General features: G+C 52.8%; 17 protein-coding genes. 8 read left to right on the top strand and 9 right to left on the bottom strand.

Annotated elements, in window-relative coordinates; translation table 11 throughout:
- Window positions 1-738: LuxR C-terminal-related transcriptional regulator (locus MES37_RS19535; protein ID WP_443107643.1), on the top strand; the 738-nt coding region annotated here is incomplete at its 5' end.
- Window positions 739-827: 89 nt separating this feature from the next.
- Here the strand turns inward: MES37_RS19535 and hglS are convergent.
- Complete coding sequence (gene hglS / locus MES37_RS19530; RefSeq protein ID WP_121813352.1) at window positions 828-2,171, bottom strand: 2-oxoadipate dioxygenase/decarboxylase HglS; 1,344 nt, start codon at window positions 2,169-2,171, stop codon at window positions 828-830.
- A 244-nt stretch (window positions 2,172-2,415) separates the two neighbouring features.
- On the opposite strand from hglS, the gene pcaH reads away from it, so the two are divergent.
- From pcaH to pcaQ, 3 genes are all read left to right on the top strand, one after another.
- Window positions 2,416-3,138, top strand: a complete 723-nt coding sequence (gene pcaH / locus MES37_RS19525; protein WP_237932437.1) for a protocatechuate 3,4-dioxygenase subunit beta — start codon at window positions 2,416-2,418, stop codon at window positions 3,136-3,138.
- The gene (gene pcaG / locus MES37_RS19520; RefSeq protein WP_064547147.1) at window positions 3,138-3,758 is read left to right on the top strand and encodes a protocatechuate 3,4-dioxygenase subunit alpha; all 621 of its coding nucleotides are present in this window, start codon (window positions 3,138-3,140) and stop codon (window positions 3,756-3,758) included. The genes pcaH and pcaG overlap by 1 nt, the downstream gene beginning before the upstream one ends.
- 169 nt (window positions 3,759-3,927) lie before the next feature.
- On the top strand, window positions 3,928-4,851 hold the full coding sequence (gene pcaQ, locus MES37_RS19515; protein WP_133521366.1) for a pca operon transcription factor PcaQ: 924 nt from the start codon (window positions 3,928-3,930) through the stop codon (window positions 4,849-4,851).
- Window positions 4,852-4,936: 85 nt separating this feature from the next.
- On the opposite strand, the gene pcaC is transcribed toward pcaQ, so the two are convergent.
- Genes pcaC through MES37_RS19485 form a run of 6 tightly spaced genes read right to left on the bottom strand, consistent with a single transcriptional unit; the run spans window position 4,937 to window position 10,011 of the window.
- On the bottom strand, window positions 4,937-5,323 hold the full coding sequence (pcaC, locus tag MES37_RS19510; RefSeq protein ID WP_133521365.1) for a 4-carboxymuconolactone decarboxylase: 387 nt from the start codon (window positions 5,321-5,323) through the stop codon (window positions 4,937-4,939).
- Between the two features lie 4 nt (window positions 5,324-5,327).
- Complete coding sequence (gene pcaD / locus MES37_RS19505; protein ID WP_237932435.1) at window positions 5,328-6,086, bottom strand: 3-oxoadipate enol-lactonase; 759 nt, start codon at window positions 6,084-6,086, stop codon at window positions 5,328-5,330.
- Complete coding sequence (locus tag MES37_RS19500) at window positions 6,083-7,438, bottom strand: 3-carboxy-cis,cis-muconate cycloisomerase (RefSeq protein ID WP_237932432.1); 1,356 nt, start codon at window positions 7,436-7,438, stop codon at window positions 6,083-6,085. Before MES37_RS19500 ends, pcaD begins: the two co-directional genes overlap by 4 nt.
- 9 nt (window positions 7,439-7,447) lie before the next feature.
- Window positions 7,448-8,650 carry a 3-oxoadipyl-CoA thiolase gene (pcaF, locus tag MES37_RS19495; RefSeq protein ID WP_237932430.1) on the bottom strand — a complete coding sequence of 401 codons (1,203 nt, stop codon included), beginning with the start codon at window positions 8,648-8,650 and terminating at the stop codon, window positions 7,448-7,450.
- A gap of 9 nt (window positions 8,651-8,659) precedes the next feature.
- Complete coding sequence (locus tag MES37_RS19490) at window positions 8,660-9,316, bottom strand: 3-oxoacid CoA-transferase subunit B (RefSeq protein ID WP_064547160.1); 657 nt, start codon at window positions 9,314-9,316, stop codon at window positions 8,660-8,662.
- A gap of 11 nt (window positions 9,317-9,327) precedes the next feature.
- Window positions 9,328-10,011, bottom strand: a complete 684-nt coding sequence (locus tag MES37_RS19485; protein ID WP_237932428.1) for a 3-oxoacid CoA-transferase subunit A — start codon at window positions 10,009-10,011, stop codon at window positions 9,328-9,330.
- Between the two features lie 182 nt (window positions 10,012-10,193).
- On the opposite strand from MES37_RS19485, the gene MES37_RS19480 reads away from it, so the two are divergent.
- Window positions 10,194-11,000 carry an IclR family transcriptional regulator domain-containing protein gene (locus MES37_RS19480; protein ID WP_121813349.1) on the top strand — a complete coding sequence of 269 codons (807 nt, stop codon included), beginning with the start codon at window positions 10,194-10,196 and terminating at the stop codon, window positions 10,998-11,000.
- 73 nt (window positions 11,001-11,073) lie between these two features.
- Here MES37_RS19480 and smrA read toward each other — a convergent pair whose 3' ends face one another.
- Both smrA and MES37_RS19470 read right to left on the bottom strand, forming a co-directional pair.
- The gene (gene smrA / locus MES37_RS19475; RefSeq protein ID WP_064547165.1) at window positions 11,074-11,637 is read right to left on the bottom strand and encodes a DNA endonuclease SmrA; all 564 of its coding nucleotides are present in this window, start codon (window positions 11,635-11,637) and stop codon (window positions 11,074-11,076) included.
- Between the two features lie 73 nt (window positions 11,638-11,710).
- Window positions 11,711-12,607, bottom strand: a complete 897-nt coding sequence (locus MES37_RS19470) for a LysR family transcriptional regulator (protein WP_064547168.1) — start codon at window positions 12,605-12,607, stop codon at window positions 11,711-11,713.
- 165 nt (window positions 12,608-12,772) lie between these two features.
- On the opposite strand from MES37_RS19470, the gene MES37_RS19465 reads away from it, so the two are divergent.
- From MES37_RS19465 to MES37_RS19455, 3 genes are all read left to right on the top strand, one after another.
- A complete protein-coding gene (locus tag MES37_RS19465) occupies window positions 12,773-14,083 on the top strand; it encodes a M20 family metallo-hydrolase (RefSeq protein ID WP_237932426.1) in 1,311 nt (436 codons plus the stop codon).
- Window positions 14,083-15,528 carry a M20 family metallopeptidase gene (locus tag MES37_RS19460; RefSeq protein ID WP_237932424.1) on the top strand — a complete coding sequence of 482 codons (1,446 nt, stop codon included), beginning with the start codon at window positions 14,083-14,085 and terminating at the stop codon, window positions 15,526-15,528. Before MES37_RS19465 ends, MES37_RS19460 begins: the two co-directional genes overlap by 1 nt.
- 40 nt (window positions 15,529-15,568) lie before the next feature.
- Window positions 15,569-16,248 (top strand): AbgT family transporter (locus MES37_RS19455; RefSeq protein ID WP_237932422.1); only part of this gene is annotated, 680 nt, incomplete at its 3' end.

Below are 16,248 nucleotides of genomic sequence, written 5' to 3'. Positions count from 1 at the left end.
ACCTATCACTCTGCACAAAAAGCCAAACACTCCCCTCGCGATGTCAATATATTCCCGCCCAACTTCGGTTATGACCCATTTAAAAGGAGCCTGCCTGTGTGCGACATGGAAAAAAAAGTCTATCTGATAACCAATCGATCGTTACAAAGCCAACTGTTACTGAATTTTTTGACACAAGAAAGTGATGCCTCCGTTATTTTTCTTGATATAAACCAATCATTTACACCAGACGCCATTACGCAATCGATTGTTCTGTATGATGTTCAGGCATCCAGTCGACGCGCCAGCAAACGGTGGTCTGGATTATTTAATCGTAGCGAAGGCCATTTTCGTGGTTATCTGATTAATTGCCCAACATCCCTTTCAGTGTATGAAAAGATTTCCTGGCCTTTCTTTGAGTCGATGATATCCCGCGATTGCCCCACTGAATCGCTACTCAATTTGATTAGTAAGGCAGAAAAATCATTGCCAGGAATGAATAAAAGATACTTATCGAAAAAATCACAAAATATACCCACAGGCTCCCCACGTATTAAAGATCTCACTGAAAGGGAATATGAAATACTAAGTGAACTCTGTAAGGGGGGATCAAACTTGCAAATCGCTAACAACTTTTTTATTAGCGAACACACTGTCAGAACACATATTTATAATATCTTTAAGAAAATATCAGTCACCAACCGCACACAGGCAGCAAATTGGGCTAACCACCAGTTTACTAAATGCCTAAGCGAATGATTTAGGTGAGGGTATTGAATTGAAAACGCTGCGGGCTGAGGTGAAGAATACGTTTACACCCCTGCCCGTTCTGCGCGTAACTCCGCGGATTACATTAATCCGCAACGCTTTTTACTGCGGTCAGTTGCCTGCTGATACAGTTCAAATTCGTCGGCAACCGGCGCGCCCAGCGCTTCTTCAAACGCGACACGGCTGGAATGGCCGTGGCTGCGTTGGCCGCCTTCACTACCCAAATTCGACTGGAAAATCCCAGCCGCACTGACCGGCAGAAAATCTTCATAAATAATCGGTTGTGCCACCAGCCAGCCACGTTCAATTAATGGCTGCGGATCATCACCGGGTTTAATCGACTGGCGGTGCGTTTCCCCTACTGGCGTTAAACGATAGCGGAAATAAGCCAAATCCTGGCAGCGCATCAGCGTCTCGCTGTCTGGCAGTCGGGTGAAAATTTCCTGCAAATGTTGCTGGTGGCTAAAGTTATCCTGCCCGTTGCCCGCTTCATTAAGTAGCTCGTCATACAACGCGCGCCCTTTCGGGGTTAACGCAACACCTCGCTGCTCAATTTCCCCAAAGCGCGCGGTATGCGTCCCATGATGGACGCCAGCAAAAATAATCGGTTCTTCAAGCGCTTTAAAACTGGTCTGGCGCAACAATATTGGGAACATGCGGCGCGGTGGCCCTTCAATAATCGCTTTCGGCGCAATGCCATATTCCGGCATCAACGCCTGCACACGGTCAATATCCAGGGTGCGTGGCGTCAGGTGGTTAATGTGGCAACCACGGAAACAAACCACGTCGGCAATCAGGCGGTGCTGTTGATGAAATGCCTGGTAGGTTTGCGCATCCACCGTGGCATGGCTGTGCCAACGGAAAGTTTCCAGCGCCTGTTCGACAAACTCATTGGCCTGGGCTTCGCTAAACGCCCCCTGCTGGTCGTAAATATCGAGCAATGCCCGACAACGCGGGGTGAAAATATCGCGTTCTGCGAGGATCGCCGCAGCGGTCTTTCGCAGTTCTGGGTCTTCGATTAATTCAAGACGCAATAACGAGGTGAAAATGCGGAACGGATTACGCGCCAGCGCCGCATCGTCAACCGGACGAAATGCCGTGGAATGCACCGGAACGCCCGCCTGAGAGAGATCGTAATAGCCGACCGGATACATGCCCATCACCGCGAACACGCGGCGTAAGGTTGCCAGTTCCTCTGCTTTTCCCACCCGAATCGCGCCGTGGCGCTCAACATTCAGGCGTGCCAGTTCGTCGGCATTTTCAAGCTGTTGTTGCAGATCCGGATTATTTTCCAGCACCGCCAGATTCACGTCGGCGACTAACTCTAACAAGGTTCCGTACTGCGGCACCTCTTGCTGGTACATCGCCGACATAGCGTGCGAAAATTTTTCCCGAATATCATCAGCCGTGATGTTGTTCGCCATGATGTCGTATCTCCAGTGAATATTGCTGAAAGCGTAGAATGTTGCGCAGCGGTTTTGGGCGAAGAATTTTCGTTTTGTGATCGACTCTACAGGCCAATATCAGAAGTAATGCTAACAACGACTTTCATAGCTAAAGGTTATGATTGGCGGCACTTAAATTCACTTTAATTTAACAAGCCATTAACCGAGACTGCATGGGACGGTACTTAATAAATAAAACATCACCCTCTGCCTGGAGTTCCCAATGTCGAAAGAACTTATCCATCGCAATTACGATTCCCATCCTCCGGCTTTCGCGCCGGGGTATAAAACCAGCGTGCTGCGCTCGCCGCGAAATGCGTTGATTTCACTGCAAAACTCGCTATCTGAAATCACTGGCCCGATATTTGGCGCGAAAGATCTCGACCCGCTGGATAACGATTTGATCATGAATTACGCCAAAGACGGTTTGCCAATTGGTGAACGTATTATCGTGCACGGTTATGTGCGTGATGGTTTTGGCCGCCCGATGAAAAACACGCTGGTGGAAGTGTGGCAAGCCAATGCTGGCGGCCGTTATCGCCATAAAAAAGACAAGTATCTTGCACCAATCGACCCTAATTTTGGCGGCTGTGGGCGCGTTTTGACTGATGAAAATGGCTATTACTTTTTCCGCACCATCAAGCCCGGCCCGTATCCATGGCGTAACCAGGCCAGCGACTGGCGTCCTTCACATATCCACTTTTCGCTCTCCGGCGAATCCTTTGCCCAACGTCTGATTACGCAGATGTATTTTGAAGGTGATCCTCTGATCAAACAGTGCCCGATTGTGAAAACGATTAATAACGATGATGCTATCCGCACCTTGATTGCCGAGCTGGATACCCATGCAGCCGTCCCGCTCGACAGCCTGGCCTATCGTTTTGATTTAGTGTTACGCGGCCACCGCGCTACGTTGTTTGAAAACCGCACCCAAGGAGCCGTGTGATGAAAGATTATTTAGCGGAAACCGCCTCGCAAACCGCGGGCCCATATGTCCATATCGGCCTGGCTCCGCAAGCGGCGGGATTTAACATTTTTGAGAAAAATTTTAGCCATGTGCTGACGAACTCGCATACCCAGGGCGAGCGGATTATCGTTGAAGGCCGGGTGTTTGATGGTTCCGGCACGCCGGTGCGCGATGTGTTGCTGGAAGTGTGGCAAGCCAATGCTGCCGGGCGTTACAACCACCCCGCCGACCAGCAAACGGATAAAAAACTGGATGACGATTTTCGTGGCTGGGGCCGCACCTGTTCAGATTTCGACAGCGGCGTGTGGCGTTTTGACACCATCAAACCCGGTGCAGTGACTGGCCGTGATGGGCGTATGATGGCTCCCCATCTGAATCTGTGGATTGTGGCGCGCGGGATAAATATCGGCCTGAATACGCGGATGTATTTTTCCGACGAGCAAGCGGCGAATGAGACCGATCCGGTGCTGAATTTGATTGAGTGGGAAGTGCGCCGTAAGACGTTGATTGGCAAGCGCGAGCAGCGTGGCGACGAGGTGGTGTATACGTTTGATGTGTATTTACAGGGGGAGCGGGAGACGGTGTTTTTTGACTTGTAAGTTCAGATTAAAACGGGTGGATGCTGCGAGCGCTTATCCACCCTAACCCTTATTACCCTCACCCTTTGTTATCAAAACAAATCAATTGTTAATGAATTTTTGCTAGCAAGTTATCAAAATTAAACAACTTATCTTGTCAGCGCGTCGGGTCTGTTTTTAACATCAGGTTATGGAAAAAAACGGTTTGTTCAGTCAGCGCATTCGCTTGCGCCATCTTCATACTTTCGTAGCTGTCGCTCAACAGGGAACGCTGGGGCGCGCAGCTGAGACTCTTAATCTAAGCCAGCCTGCTTTATCAAAGACGCTTAATGAACTTGAGCAGCTAACCGGCACGCGTTTGTTTGATCGCGGACGTCTGGGCGCGCAAATGACGCTGATGGGCGAACAGTTCCTGACACATGCCGTTAAGGTGCTGGATGCGTTGAATCACGCAGGGCAATCCCTCACTCAGAAAGATGGCAAAAGCACGTCTGTTATCCGCGTGGGTGCGCTGCCCACGGCGGCGCTGGGGATTTTGCCAAAAGTTATCGGCCAGTTTCACAAGCAACAAAGTGATGTCACGCTGCAAGTGGCGACCATGAATAACACCATGCTGTTATCGGGGCTGAAATCGGGTGAGCTGGATTTAGGTATCGGCAGAATGTCCGACCCGGAATTGATGACCGGGCTGAATTATGAGCTGTTGTTCCTCGAGTCATTAAAACTGGTGGTGCGGCCGGGTCACCCGCTGCTGCAAGAGAACATCACGCTGAGTAAAGTGATGGAGTGGCCGGTGGTGGTTTCCCCGAAAGGCACTATTCCGCGACAAAATGCCGAAGCCTTGCTTGCCAGCCAGGGCTGTAAGATGTCTACGAGTTGTGTAGAAACGCTTTCCGCTTCGCTTTCTCGCCAGTTGACGGTGGATTACAACTACGTGTGGTTTGTGCCGTCGTGCGCGGTGAAAGAGGATTTACGCCAGGGAACTCTGACGTCGTTGCCGGTCACCACTCAGGGTGCGGGCGAACCGATTGGTATTTTGACGCGTGTCGATACGCCGTTGTCGCCGGGTGCGCAAATTTTGTTGGCGTCGATTCGCAAATCGATTCCGGGGTGAAAAATGGTGGATGACGCCTATGGCTTATCCACCCTACAACACTGTTTTCGTAGGTCGGATAAGCGTTAGCGTCATCCGACATGAATTAACCGGCGGTGTCCAGCTCATCAAACACCTGCTGAGCCAGATGCATGGTGGCGTTGGCGGCGGGCAATCCGCAGTACAGCGCCGAATGCATAATCAACTCTTTGAGTTCATCACGCGTCACACCATTGTTAAACGCCGCGCGCAGGTGCATTTTCAGCTCAGCTTCACGGTTTAACGCAATCAACATCGCGATGGTTATCATACTGCGGGTATGGCGCTCAAGCCCTGGACGTGTCCAGATATCCCCCCAGGCATAACGGGTAATAAAGTTCTGGAACTCTTCATTAAGCGGCGTGAGCTGCGTCAATGTACGGTCGACGTGCTTATCACCCAGCACTTCGCGGCGCACTTTCATTCCTTGTTGGTAATGATCTTCATCCTTCATGATGTCAGTCGTCCTGTTGAATAAAGTTGAGTAGTGCGACGTTAAAGCCGTGGGCGTCTTCAATGCTGGAAAGGTGCGATGCTTTAAGCGTCACAAGATGAGAACCGTGAACCTGCTGGTGCATAAATTCGCTGTCTGCCACGCTGCAAACGGGGTCGTTGGCACCCGCAATAAACTGCATCGGCACTGTAATAGCGTCAATTTCACCACGTAGATCGGCTGCGGCTAACGCTTCGCAACAGGAGGCATAACCTTCAGGGTTGATTTGCCCAAGTGTTGCGCACAGCGCATCAACTTGCGCAGGGTGGTGTTTGACAAAATCGTCAGTAAACCAGCGCGATGGTGCACTTTTGGCAATCGCCGACATCCCTTCGTGGCGCACAGTACGCGCTCGTTCCAGCCAGCCGTTTTGTTCGCCGATTTTTGCCGCGCTATTGGCTACCGTCACCGAAAGAAAACGCTCGGGGGCAAAACGTGCCAGCCACAACCCCGTTAATCCGCCCATTGAAATCCCACAAAAATGCGCCTGCTGGACTCCGGCATCATCCATCACACTCAGCACGTCTTCCGCTAATTGTGGCAGCGTGGTTTTCTCGTTTTTGCGTGTGCGCCCATGGCCGTGCGTGTCATAACGCAGCACTCGGAAGTTTTCCAGCAGCGCCGCCATTTGTGGTTGCCACATCTCAAATGTGGTGCCCAGTGAGTTTGATAACACCACCACCGGCGCGCCGCTCGGCCCTTCGAGTTGATAATAATGGCTCATACTAGCTCCCTGTTTTGTTGTGCCGCCCGCGCCAAAACCTGGTTGATAAACGTGTTGTTGCTACCAAGGGCTTGTTGCGGGTCGAGCAGATGTTCGATTTGTGTCAAAGATAGATATGACGCGACTTGTGGGTGTTGTGCGAGCAAAGCCGCAAGCGGCTGGTTTTCATCCAGTGCGCGATGGCAAAGTTGTTCCACCAGATGATGCGCCGCCTGTTTGCCAAGTGATTGTGCCAGGGCCAAAGTCACCGATTCGGCCATAATCAGGCCGTGGGTAATATCCAGATTGGCACGCATTTTTTCTGCGTTGACCTGCATCCCGCCGATTAAATCCAGCGCGGTTTGCATCACGCCACCGCTCAGCGTAATCAGTTCGGGAAGGGTTTCCCATTCGGCCTGCCAGCCGCCGAGCGCTCTTTCATGTTGTTGATTTTGGCTGGCGTAAAGTGTTGCCATTAGCCCAGGAATACGGGTGGTTGCGGTCAGGATCGCCGCACAACTCACTGGATTGCGTTTATGGGGCATGGTGGAAGAACCACCGCGCCCTTCGGCAATCGGTTCGCCCACTTCAGCCACTTCGGTTTGCATCAGTAATGAAAAATCAGTGGCAAATTTGCCGAGTGTGGTGCTGACACCGGCGAACCACGCCCCCACTTCCAGTAATCTGTCGCGCTGGCTGTGCCACGGTGTATCGGCCTGGTTCAGTGCCAGCACGTTTGCCAGTGCCAGTGAAACGTTGATGCCCTGCTCTTTTAGCGAAGCCAGCGTGCCTGCGGCACCGCCAAATTGCAGCACTAACACGCGCGGTTTCATTTCATGCAAACGTTGCTGCCAGCGCAGTAACGCATCGAGCGTGCCCGCAAGTTTCAAACCAAACGTTATCGGCAATGCGTGCTGCATCCAGGTTCTGCCTGGCATCACGCTATGCTGATGACGCTGGATTTGTTCGATTAACGCGCTGATTAACTGCCCAAGCAATGCTTCACTGGCAACGAGCGCCGCACGCAGTTGCAAAACCAGGCCGCTATCAATCACGTCCTGGCTGGTTGCGCCCCAGTGAACATAACGCGCGGCCTGTTCGTCATGCTGTTTGACGCAGGCGGTGAGCTGTTTCACCAGCGGAATCGCCAGGTTTCCAGCGCCCGCAGCCGCCTGAGCTAACGCCTGCACGTCCAGTTTATCGACCTGACACTGTACGGCAATCGGCTGCACTGCCGATTCGGGGATCGCGCCACAAAGCGCTGTCGCCCGCGCTAACGCCGCTTCAAAATCCAGCATTCCTTGTAACGTGCTGTGGTCGCTGAAGATTTCGCTCAACGGTGATGCACGCAACATCGGGTTAAACAGTGTCATGCCTGCTCCTTAAACGCGTTCAATAATTAGTGCAATTCCCTGACCAACGCCAATACACATGGTGCACAGTGCGTAACGCCCGCTGCTACGCTTCAGTTGCCAGGCGGCGGTCATCGCCAGGCGGCCACCAGAAGCACCCAACGGATGCCCCAACGCGATGGCTCCTCCGTTCGGATTAACATGTTCTGCGTCATCCGGCAGGCCAAGGTCGCGCATTACCGCCAGTGCTTGCGCCGCAAAGGCTTCATTTAATTCAATCACATCCATCTGCGCGAGAGTTAACCCGGTTTGTGCCAGCACTTTGCGCACCGCAGGTGCCGGGCCAAAGCCCATGATACGCGGTGCGACTCCGGCGGTTGCCACGCCCACGACACGTGCTAGCGGCTGTAAACCGTGGGTGTTTAACGCCAGTTCGCTGGCGAGCAACAAAGCACAAGCCCCATCGTTAACCCCCGAGGCATTTCCGGCGGTGACGGTGCCGTCTGCACGCACCACGCCTTTAAGTTTTGCCAGCGACTCAATCGAGGTAGAACGCGGATGTTCGTCACGGTTAAATAACAGCGCGTCGCCTTTACGTTGCGCGATGGAAACGGGAATTAGCTCATCGTCAAAGATGCCCATTTCCTGCGCGCGTGCGGTGCGAAGCTGGCTGCGTAACGCAAAAGCGTCTTGATCTTCACGGTTGATATTGAAATCAGTCGCGACGTTTTCTGCCGTTTCTGGCATTGCATCAACGCCGTATTGCGCTTTCATCAGCGGGTTGATAAAACGCCAGCCAATGGTGGTGTCTTCCATCTTCATGCTGCGGCTAAATGCACTTTCCGCTTTGCCCATCACAAATGGCGCACGGGACATGCTTTCGACGCCACCGGCAATCATCAACTGTGTTTCACCACTTTTAATCGCTCGCGCCGCCACACCTAGCGCATCAAGGCTTGAGCCACACAAACGGTTGATGGTGGTGCCGGGAACCGTTTCCGGCATTCCCGCCAGCAGTAACGCCATGCGCGCCACGTTACGGTTATCTTCACCCGCCTGATTGGCACAACCATAAATCACGTCATCGACCGCCGACCAGTCAACATTCGGGTGGCGCTCCATCAGTGCTTTCAGCGGCAGCGCGGCTAAATCATCGCTACGTACGCCTGACAGTGTGCCACCAAATCGACCAAACGGAGTACGCACTCCATCACAGATAAATGCTTGATTCATCATAGTTCCTTACGCGCTTTCTGCCAGTTGTTCGAAGCCAAGTGTGACCGGTGTAATACGTTGTAATTCTTCAAATGACAGGCCGTTAAAGATTTCACGCACCACTGGCCCTTTTTCAGTGATATCAATCACTGCAAGGTCAGTGTAAATGCGGCTCACACAGCCAATTCCGGTGAGTGGATAAGAGCAGTTTTCTACCAGTTTGCATTCGCCGTCACGCGTGAGGTGATCCATCATCACAAATACCTGGCGCGCGCCGATAGCTAAGTCCATCGCCCCGCCGACAGCCGGGATGGAATCCACAGCACCGGTGCTCCAGTTCGCCAAATCACCGCTGGCAGACACCTGATAAGCCCCCAACACGCAGATATCGAGATGCCCGCCGCGCATCATGGCGAAGGAGTCGCCGTGGTGGAAAAAGCAGCCGCCGGTTAACAGGGTGACGTACTCTTTCCCCGCGTTGATCAATTCGGGATCTTCTTCCCCTTCAGCCGGCTTTGGCCCCATGCCCAACAAACCATTTTCACTGTGCAGGAAGATTTCTTTATCTGCCGGGAGGTAGTTGGCAATGCGCGTGGGCAAGCCAATGCCAAGGTTAACGTAAGCGCCTTCGGGAATGTCGCGGGCAACACGTTTTGCCATTTCATCGCGGGTGAGTTTTTTCACGTTTTAGCTCCTTATGCGCTCTGTGCCAGTGAGGTTTCGACGGCGACCAGGCGCTGGACAAAAATCCCAGGCGTCACGATATGTTCCGGGTCGAGTTCACCCAATGGCACCACGCGGCTGACTTCAGCAATGGTGACTGTCGCGGCGGTGGCCATAATTGGCCCAAAATTACGTGCCGCTTTGCGATAAACCAGGTTGCCCCAACGGTCGCCTTCATAAGCCTTGATTAGCGCGAAGTCGGCTTTTAATGGGTATTCCAGCACGTAGTGGCGGCCATCGATTTCCCGCGTTTCTTTACCTTCTGCGAGCGGCGTTCCAAAACCGGTTGGCGTGAATACCGCACCCAAACCTGAACCTGCGGCCTGAATACGCGCCGCCAGGTTACCTTGTGGCACCAGTTCCAGCTCAACTTCACCACGGCGATACAGGTCATCAAAAATCTGTGAATCCACCTGGCGCGGGAAAGAACAGACCATTTTACGCACCTGTCCGGCCTTCAGGAGTGCCGCCAGCCCGACTTCACCGTTACCGGCGTTGTTGTTGATAATGGTCAGGTTTTTTGCGCCCTGAGCAATCAGCGCATCGATAAGATACGTTGGCTGGCCTGCGGTGCCGAAGCCACCAATCATGATGGTTGCCCCGTCGAAAATTCCGGCGACGGCCTCTTCAAGCGAAGCCACACTTTTGTTGATCATCACGTTTCTCCTGGGGGTGCGCATTTCGCACAAGATTGCGTTGTTCGAACAAAATGTGACCCCGTTAACGAAGCTGGTCAAGGGCGATAATCGAAATATGGTGCGATTATCGAACATCATGTATGTTTGTTTGCAGAATGTGATCAACAGCGTGATCAACAACGAACATTCAGGAGAACAGAATGGAAATTCAACGTGAAGAACTGGCAGCGGGTGATGGCGATCCGTTTAAGGGCGATCCTAATTTTATGGCGTCACTAGCGCGTGGGCTGGAAGTGATTCAGGCGTTTACTCCGCAGCGTCGGCAGATGTCTATTTCACAAATCAGCCAAAAAACAGGGATCCCTCGTGCGGCGGTGCGCCGTTGTTTGTACACCCTGGGCAAGTTGGGTTTTGTCTATGCTGAAGATGGCAAGTATTACCAATTGCGACCACGGATTTTAGCGCTCGGCCACGCTTATCTGGCCTCCACGCCGCTGGCGAAATCCACCCAGCCGGTGCTGAAACATCTAAGTGAAATGCTCAATGAGTCTTGCTCGATTGCCACGCTGGATGGTGACGATATTCTGTATATCGCCCGCGCTTCCAGCTCGCGCATCATGACCATTGATTTAGATATTGGTAGCCGCCTGCCCGCATGGTCTACGTCAATGGGACGCGTGTTGTTGAGTTATTTGCCAGAAGAACAGCTGAATGATTTTCTTGGGCGTATCACCATGATTCGCTACACCCCGCAAACGGTGGATTCGGTGAGCAAACTGCGCGAAGAGTTAAAACGCGTGCGCCAGCAAGGATACGCACTTAACGATCAGGAGCTGGAAATGGGACTGCGTTCGATTGCCGTTCCGTTGGTTAACCCAGATGGCGCGGTGGTAGCGGCGCTTAACGTCGGCGTTCACGCCGGGCAGGTTTCATCGCAAGAGTTGCTCAACCGTGTGTTGCCTAAGTTGCAGGAAGCAGCGCAGGAGTTGTCGTTATTGTTGAAATAGATGTGGCGGGTAAATCGCGGTTTCAGAAGGTTTTGTAGGGTGGATAAACGCAGCGTCATCCACCAAAGAATGTTTAACGGCTGCGTTTTGCGTGGCGTTCCCAGTTTTCGACTTTTGCCTGCTCAGATTTTTTTAGCGCCACATAGCATGCACCGCTGCCGCCGTGATGGGGCATCGCGCTACAAAAAGCCTGCACTTCTTCAAATTCTGCCAGCCAGCGGGCAACATAACTGCGCACGATATTGGCGTGGGATTTATCTTCGCGTCCTTTACCATGAACGATCAGCAAATTACGCAGCCCGTCTTTTTTGGCTTGCTGAATGTAAGCAAAAAGCAACTGACGGCATTGTTCGACCGGCTGACGAATCAGGTTGAGGCTGGCTTCCTGTTTATATTTACCCTGTCGCAGTTTATCCAGCACACCAATTTGCAACCCTTCGCGCTTAAATTCAAGCTGTATGGCGAGCGGAATAATTTCCAGAAAATCGGTAGTGAGGAAGTTATCAAGCTGCACGGTATCGAGCTTTTGCACCACCTTCTCTTTCACCGGTTTCAACCACTGGCTGCTTTGGCAATCTTTCAGTGGTTTGACATCCTCCATGGCGTCAAGAAACAGCGATTTTTCGTCAAGGCTCATGGGCAATTCCTCCTGGTCCAGGCTTAATTCTGGAGTCACTATAACCGCCGATGTGCCGTGGCTCAACGCCCGTTTAACGGCACTGGCGACGAAACTGGTTGATTAGCGCCACCGTTAGCGGTGCCGGTGTTGCATCGCGCCGCTGAATCAAATAGTAAGTTGCCTGTGGCAGCGTTTCGGTGACATGTATCTGCTTTAACTGGTGCGCCAGCAACGGATCCTGGCCCAGCTCTGCGGGCAAGATACTCAAAAAATCACTTTGCGCCACCAGGCTGATACAGGCAGAAAACGTTTCGCAAACCACGCTGACGGTGGGGATTTCTGAGCGTTTTTGGAACATTTCTTCCAGTTGTTTGTAATAACTGCCACGTGGGGTGGGCATCGTCCAGTTGTAATGCAGTAACTCTTTTAATGAGGTGGCGTTGATCGCCGGATGGCCTTCACGGGCAAACACCGCAAAGGGTTTTTCAAGCAGCCGTTCAAAGGTGAATTCGTGATCGTACGGCCCCTGGTAATAGGTATTGATGGTGAAATCCAGTTCGCCCTGGCGCAACGCGTTGATCATCGAAACCAGTTGCCCTTCCATGATGCGTACTTTGACCTGCGGGTGTTTTTGGTGAAACGAGGTGATAACTGGCGGCATCAGTGTGCGCGAAATACTCGCGCCCATACCAATATTGATCTGCCCTGCCAGTTGCCCCTGGCGTTGCAAAATATCTTCTTGCGCGGCGCGTAACTCTTCGAGAATCAGCTGCGCATGCTGATAAAAACTCTCACCGCATTCGGTCAATGCCACCCCCTGACTGCGCCGGATAAACAGCCGCGCCGATAACCCTTCCTCTAATTCTTTAATCGATTTTGTCAGCGCGGGCTGCGACATATTTAACGCTCGGCTGGCACCACGAATGCTGCCATTTTGCGTCACAGCGACAAACGCACGAATCTGATGAAGCTTTACCTGGAAGGTCACAGCGCCCCCTGATAACCATTGGCTATCAACCGAAAGATTTTGGCATCTACTGTAATTCAAACTCTTGTGCCAGGGTAATCCTACGACGGCGAAAACTTACAGAAATCGCTGAGTGATAAGTAAAAACTATCACCACGTGAACTTGATCACAGAACAGGATGGGGTATGTCGCAATTAGAATGGGCAGTTCATGAGTTAGCACCACGCATGCAGCACTGGCGGCGTGACTTTCACCACTTTGCCGAGTCCGGCTGGCTTGAGTTTCGCACCGCCACGCATGTCGCCGAAGTGCTGCATCAATTAGGTTATCAGTTAGCGCTGGGGCGTGACGTGGTAGATGACGCGGCACGTATGGGTCTACCGTCAGCAGAAGTGCTGGTGCGTGAAGAACAACGTGCGCTGGAACAAGGCGCACTTAAACAATGGTTACCGCATTTTTCTGGCGGATTCACCGGCATTGTAGCGACGCTGGAAACCGGCCGTCCAGGGCCGGTGTTGGCTTTCCGCGTGGATATGGACGCGCTGGATTTAGGCGAAATGTTGCAACCGGTTCATCGCCCATTTGCCGAGGGTTTTGCCTCTTGCAACGCCGGAATGATGCACGCCTGTGGTCACGATGGGCACACAGCCATCGGGCTGGGGCTCGCCACCGTATTGCAGCAGTTTGCCGACCAGCTTAACGGCACTATCAAACTTATTTTCCAGCCTGCGGAAGAAGGCACACGCGGCGCTCGTGCGATGGTTGCTGCAGGTGCACTTGATAATATCGACTATTTTACCGCGATTCATATCGGCACCGGCATCCCGCTCGGCACCGTGGTGTGTGGCAGCGACAACTTTATGGCGACCACCAAATTTGATGTTGAGTTTACTGGCGTCGCCGCACATGCGGGCGGTAAACCCGAAGAAGGCCGCAACGCCCTGCTCGCCGCCACGCAAACCGCGTTGGCATTGCACAGTATTGCTCCGCATAGTGCGGGAGCTTCGCGCGTCAACGTCGGTGTTTTACAGGCTGGCAGTGGGCGCAATGTGGTGCCTGCGCAAGCGTTGCTGAAAGTGGAAACGCGTGGCGAAACCAACGTGATTAACGACTACGTGTTTGAACGCTCGCAAGAGATTATTCAGGGTATCGCGACGATGTACGGCATCAAAGCAGAGGTGCGTTTGATGGGTGCTGCGACCAACAGCGTGCCGTCGCCAGAATGGGTTGAGTTTATCCATCAACAAGCGCTTGAAGTGAATGGCGTCAGCGAAGTTGTCGATACCGTGAAAGGTGCGGCGGGTTCTGAGGATGCAACATTAATGATGGCGCGGGTGCAGGAACAAGGCGGGAAAGCGTCATATATGGTATTCGGCACCGAATTGAGCGCCGGACACCATAACGAGAAGTTCGATTTTGACGAGCAAGTGATGGAAATTGCCGTGGCTACCCTGGCGCGCCTGGCACTTAATTTCCCCTGGCAGCGAGGTGTGTGATGAGCGCAATTTACCAGTTTGTTGATGACGTAATTGAAGCCAAACGCGGCGAGTTTACTGCAATTGCCGATGATATCTGGGATCATCCGGAAACCCGTTTTGAAGAGCACTGGTCTGCTGAACGCCTGGCCTGCGCCCTGGAAGCAGAAGGTTTTCGCGTCGAGCGCAACGCGGGCAATATCGAAACCGCATTCGTTGCCAGTTTCGGTTCCGGAAAACCGGTTATCGCGCTGCTCGGCGAATACGATGCCCTCGCCGGTTTAAGCCAGTGTTCAGGGGAAACCGCGCCAAATCCATTGGCTGAAGGTGCTAACGGCCATGGTTGCGGCCACAATTTGCTGGGAACCGCGGCGTTTGCCGCAGCGGTAGCTGTAAAACAGTGGCTTGAACAATACGACGGTAGCGGAACGGTGCGTTTTTATGGCTGCCCTGGCGAAGAAGGCGGTTCCGGAAAAACCTTTATGGTGCGCGAGGGGCTGTTTGATGATGTCGACGCTGCGGTCACCTGGCATCCTGAAGCTTACGCGGGCATGTTTAGCACCAGTTCGCTGGCGAATATTCAGGTGGCATATCGCTTCCAGGGTATTGCTGCCCATGCCGCTAACTCGCCACATTTGGGGCGTAGCGCACTGGATGCCGTGACGCTAATGACCACGGGCACTAATTTCCTCAATGAGCACATTATTGAAAAGGCGCGCGTGCATTACGCCATCACCAATGCCGGTGGGATTTCGCCCAACGTGGTGCAGGCGCAAGCCGAAGTGCTGTATTTGATTCGTGCACCGGAAATGGCACAGGCGCAGCATATTTTTGAGCGCATCAATAAAATTGCTGAAGGTGCCGCGCTGATGACCGAAACCACAGTGAATGTGCGTTTTGATAAAGCCTGTTCGAATTACCTGCCTAACCGCCAGTTAGAAAACGTGATGTATCAGGCCCTGCAAGCTCTTGGCGTACCTGAATGGAGCGCAGAAGAAATCGCGTTTGCCAGACAAATCCGCGCCACATTGAGCGAAAATGACCTGCAAAACAGCTTAAATAATATTGCTAACACCTCGAATGAAGAGGGAAAAGCGTTTGCTGGTCGCCATCGCGATACGTTGCTGATTGACGAAATTGCGCCGTATGCCGCAAATGACAAAATCCTCCCAGGTTCTACCGATGTGGGTGATGTCAGCTGGAAGGTGCCGGTCGCGCAATGTTTTAGCCCGTGCTTTACCGTCGGCACCCCGCTGCACACCTGGCAACTGGTGAGCCAGGGACGCACGTCGATTGCACACAAAGGGATGCTACACGCCGGCAAAGTGATGGCAGCGACTGCGCTGCAATTGTTCACCCAGCCGCAGACACTGGAAGCTTGCCAAAGTGAGTTGCACGCACAACTCGCTGAACGCCCGTATCAGTGTCCGATTCCGGAAGGCGTGACACCGTCACCTTTAAAATAATGACATAAAACACAACATCGCAACCGATAGAGGCCCGTCTATGAGTCTTTCGTCCCTACCCACGCCCTCCGGCTCTGGCAAGCTGTACGGCCTTGTCGAGAAAATTGGCAATAAAGTCCCGCACCCTTTTTTGCTATTCGTCTATTTGATTGTCATTTTATCGGCGAGTACCGCCGTGCTTTCGGCATTCAATGTCGGGGTGCGTAATCCCGCAGATGGCAGCCTGGTACAGGTCAAAAATTTGTTAAGCGCCGAAGGTGTGCATTGGTTTTTGCCCAATGTGATTAAAAACTTCAGCGGCTTTGCGCCGTTAGGGGCCATTCTGGCCCTGGTATTAGGTGCCGGGCTGGCGGAGCGCGTCGGCCTGTTACCGAGCCTGATGGTGAAGATGGCCTCGCATGTTAGCGCTCGATATGCCAGTTACATGGTGTTGTTTATCGCGTTCTTCAGCCACATTTCATCCGATGCTGCGTTGGTCATCATGCCGCCAATGGGCGCGCTGATTTTCCTCGCCGTGGGTCGCCACCCCATGGCCGGTTTATTGGCGGCGATTGCCGGTGTAGGCTGTGGCTTTACTGCCAATCTGTTAATTGTGACCACAGATGTGCTGCTTTCGGGCATCAGTACCGAAGCCGCTCACACCATCGACCCGCTGATGCACGTGAGCGTGATTGATAACTGGTACTTTATGGCGACATCGGTGATTGTGCCGTCAATTGT

Source organism: Buttiauxella sp. S19-1, assembly GCF_022134725.1.
GTDB classification, from domain to species: domain Bacteria; phylum Pseudomonadota; class Gammaproteobacteria; order Enterobacterales; family Enterobacteriaceae; genus Buttiauxella; species Buttiauxella ferragutiae.
This window is presented reverse-complemented; position numbering and strand designations above follow the sequence as displayed.